This window comes from Rhizobium mesoamericanum STM3625 (genome assembly GCF_000312665.1).
GTDB lineage: Bacteria > Pseudomonadota > Alphaproteobacteria > Rhizobiales > Rhizobiaceae > Rhizobium > Rhizobium mesoamericanum.
Genome location: NZ_HF536778.1, coordinates 56,107 through 59,605 on the forward strand (window position 1 = coordinate 56,107; position 3,499 = coordinate 59,605).

Annotated in this window: 2 protein-coding genes and 2 pseudogenes; 3 read left to right on the forward strand and 1 reads right to left on the reverse strand. The window is 54.9% G+C overall.

Annotation, left to right across the window (positions count from 1 at the left end; translation table 11 throughout):
- Nucleotides 1-443 precede the first annotated feature (443 nt).
- On the reverse strand, nucleotides 444-890 hold the full coding sequence (locus tag BN77_RS35315) for a gamma-glutamyl-gamma-aminobutyrate hydrolase family protein (protein WP_081593630.1): 447 nt from the start codon (nucleotides 888-890) through the stop codon (nucleotides 444-446).
- A gap of 336 nt (nucleotides 891-1,226) precedes the next feature.
- On the opposite strand from BN77_RS35315, the gene BN77_RS28920 reads away from it, so the two are divergent.
- From BN77_RS28920 to BN77_RS36060, 3 genes and pseudogenes are all read left to right on the forward strand, one after another.
- On the forward strand, nucleotides 1,227-2,459 hold the full coding sequence (locus BN77_RS28920) for an ATP-grasp domain-containing protein (RefSeq protein ID WP_007538998.1): 1,233 nt from the start codon (nucleotides 1,227-1,229) through the stop codon (nucleotides 2,457-2,459).
- 435 nt (nucleotides 2,460-2,894) lie between these two features.
- Nucleotides 2,895-3,162 (forward strand): annotated as a pseudogene (locus BN77_RS36055) (IS66 family transposase); the annotation flags it as partial.
- Nucleotides 3,163-3,255: 93 nt separating this feature from the next.
- A pseudogene (locus tag BN77_RS36060) lies at nucleotides 3,256-3,445 on the forward strand (transposase domain-containing protein); the annotation flags it as partial.
- Nucleotides 3,446-3,499: the final 54 nt, after the last annotated feature.

Consider the following 3,499-nt stretch of genomic DNA (forward strand, 5'->3'; position numbering starts at 1 on the left):
GCCCGGTTGATCGGCTTCAGCCAATATCGCCAGCTTCGCTTCCTTCGACCACCGCCGCCTACGCTCAACGCCGGAAATGATCTCCATGCGAGCCATACCAACCTCTCAGATCTGATATTAGTGTCAGCACTAATGCTGGTTCTAATGCCAGAACATCGCCTAACTGGCTCGTTCAGCAAAATCCGCTCACCGGACGCTCACGTTTCAAGAAGACTACGATCGTCGCGCTCGCGCGAAAGCTTTTGATTGCTCTCTGGAAATACGCGACATCCGGCGTCATCATCGTAAGCATCCGGCGAAGGCCGCAGGCTGAAGGCTTTTAGATTTTTCGGCTTGATTTGCGGTCCGCGTTGCGGCCGGATGGCCGGCATCTTCAGGCGTGAGCGTCCGGTGAGCGGATTTTCGTCAGGCGGGGAATTGGCGCAAGTTACGACACAGATGATTCATTTGTGACGTAACAGGGTATGAATGGCCAAGGTTGAGATCCTGACGGGTGCCGAGCGACAACGTCGATGGTCCACGGAACTAAGCTTTCGATCTTGCAAGAAGCGTTTACTCACGGCTCCTGAGACCAAGTCCAAGTGCCTGGACCGAGATACGATCTCCGCGTCGTGCTGAGTAATCGTTGCCGACTGCTCAGGTTTGTGCTCAAGCGCAGCGTCAATTTCCATTGGGATGTCTTGAACGAGCTCACCACCGATGCAAACAGCAAGAAGCCGCATACCATTGCAAATCCCAAGGATCGGCATGCCGCGTTGACGAGCCACTTCTATGAGACCTTCTCGAAGGCAATCCGCTCCGGCTTCGTGACTGAATGGCGTTCCGTGGCGGTCTCGAACTGGCTCGCGCTGGCGAAAGTCCCGGACCAGCGCACAAAACTTCGGTAACATTCCGGGATGGGGCAATAGGGGCAGTTTTTCATTTCGCCGGAGCCAACGCACGAAGCGATTATAACAGCTGGCTGGAGGACCCTGAGTTCATTGGTTTACGCCCTTGTGTTGCGTTACGGCTGCTGGCCCTACCGCGAACCACTCCTGCTATCGCGGGGCGACCAAATGGCTCAGAAGCCTGTTAAAATGAATTTTACACAATCTTTGCAATCAAACATCGCCCAAGGTGGTAGGCTGCCGAGCAAATATAACGGAAGAGTCGAAAGTCACGCGCGGGTCAACAAGCTGATGTGGATTTCTGAGACTCCTAGCGCGCAACATCGAGGTTAACAGCCAATGTCAAGAAGAGCGCTTATCCTGGTTGAAGGCGGTACCTTTACTGGAGTGCTATACATCCAAGCCGCGCAGCGTCTTGGTCTTCATCCAATTATCCTGTCGGCTGATCCAGCTCGCTACGACTATCTTGCGACGGAGGGGGCTCAGGTAATCCATGCCGATACAAGCGATCTCGACACGCTTATCCGCGAATGTTCCCGGCTACGTACCGCGTATGACATCGCGGGCATTACGAGCGTCGGGGACTCGTTCTACGCCACAGTTGGCAAGCTCTGCCAGTATTTCAATCTATCAGGACCGAACCCCGCATCGATTGAACGATGCTGCAACAAATTCACTCAACGGCAGCTACTCGAGAAGGCCGGCGTTCCAATACCAGCTTATCGCCTAGCAGCTAGCGAGACTGACGTAAAGCGTTCTGCCGCGGATCTCGGCCTGCCAGTGATTCTTAAGCCAGCCTCAGGCACCGGCAGCCGCGGTGTTCGGTTATGCCATACTGTCGAGGAATTAGCCGAACATACGGCCCATCTGTTGGACGGGAAGCACATCTGGCGGTCTTCGCCGATCATACTGATCGAGGAATTCGCCCAAGGCCCCTATTATGGTGCTCAGATAATGGGAAATGACGTCGTTGGTATTACCGCGGCTCAGTTCGGCCCTCCACCGCATTTCGTCTTTCATGAGCTCAACTTCCCTGCCATTTTGACTAATGACGAGCATGAACGCATCGTCGATGTTTCGCTGAGGTGTTTGCAGGCGCTGGACCTTGGCTGGGGGCCCACGATCGTTGAACTCCGATGGACGAAGCTTGGTCCCGTTGTCATTGAAGTCAATCCGCGTCTGTCTGGGACGCCCGATCCTCAACTAATTCAACTGGCTTACGGTATTGATCTCGTCACCGAGCACATCAAGCTTGTCATAGGCGACAAATGGAATTTGCGCAGGAGGCATTCGCATACCGCCGTCGCGCGGATCCTGGTTCCTGATCGAGATGGTGTGCTCGATTGGATTACTGGTGATAGTCAGGCGGCGGCTGTATCAGGTATCGCCGAGGTCAAATTGTACGTTGAACCGAAAACACCGTTCGTCAGGAAAGGCGATTCCCGAGACTGGATCGGACATGTCATCGCCACTTCCCCCTACTTTGCTCAGACAGAGGCGATACTTCATCATGCCGTCGATTTGATCCATTGGTCTATCACACCATTTTCGACCCTTGGCGTACGTGAGTGATCTCTAGGCGCGGCGATCGTGCGCGAAGATATCGCAAAGTGCTCGTGGCCTAAAAGCTCGACAAGATGCTTTTCGTCAGGATCACCGATAGCTCAAAACCAAAGCGGTGCGGCTTAAGACCGGCATGCTGGTTAATGCAACGATCATCGCATCGAGCCGGTTAGAATGACGCCGAGGTCATTGGGGTCAAGCACAAGGGCGCCCTTGTTCATCGTAAGCGATGCATGGCCCACATCTGGCGAGGTGAACGTTCGGGGTCTATTCGTGCCTGAGCGATGAATGAGCTTTGGATATGAACTTCTATGTCTACACCTATGTCTGAACATAGAACCTTCCATATGATCGAAGCTGTGGCCGGCCCCTTGGAGGGTGCACCGCGCCAGGTTCGGCGTTAGTCGGAGGAATTCAAGGCACAGGCGGTGGCCGATGCCATGCAGGCATCTCGATGGCTATCGCGGCATCCTGCAGATAGATGGCTATCCGAGCCTATAACCGCGTTGCTCGTCCAGATCGTAGAAACGACGGCGCTCAAGTGGCGGGGTGCGGGGCGCACAGTCGCCGTCGGTTTTACGAGCTGCATGCCAGCGACAGTTCCAAGGTGGCAACGGCAACGATCAAAAAGATGGGCGCGCTATGGGCGATCGAGGAAAAGATGTGTGGGCAAAGCCCGGATCGGCGTGTTGCCGCCCGCCGGCGCTGCTCTCCGTAATAAGTCGAACCTGCCGACCATAAAACGCATGCCAGCGGTAATGGTTCTCGACTTCTGCCCCGATATGGGCAGAATGTTCGGTAGATGGCAATCGTTCGGAAAAATAGTCTATTCGCGTGCGGCCGGACTTGGGCGACCATCTCGACCCTCATTCAGTCCGCCAAAATGAACGATGTTGATCCGCTCGCTTTGGCTAACGCAGACTCTTGCACGGATCGCGGCTGGATGGCCGGCCGGCGATATCGACGCTCTCATGCCCTGGAACTTTCGAGAGTAACAGGCTCAGCTAATCGCTTACTGTTCATCACCTCACAGCCCAGCTGGTGCTGAC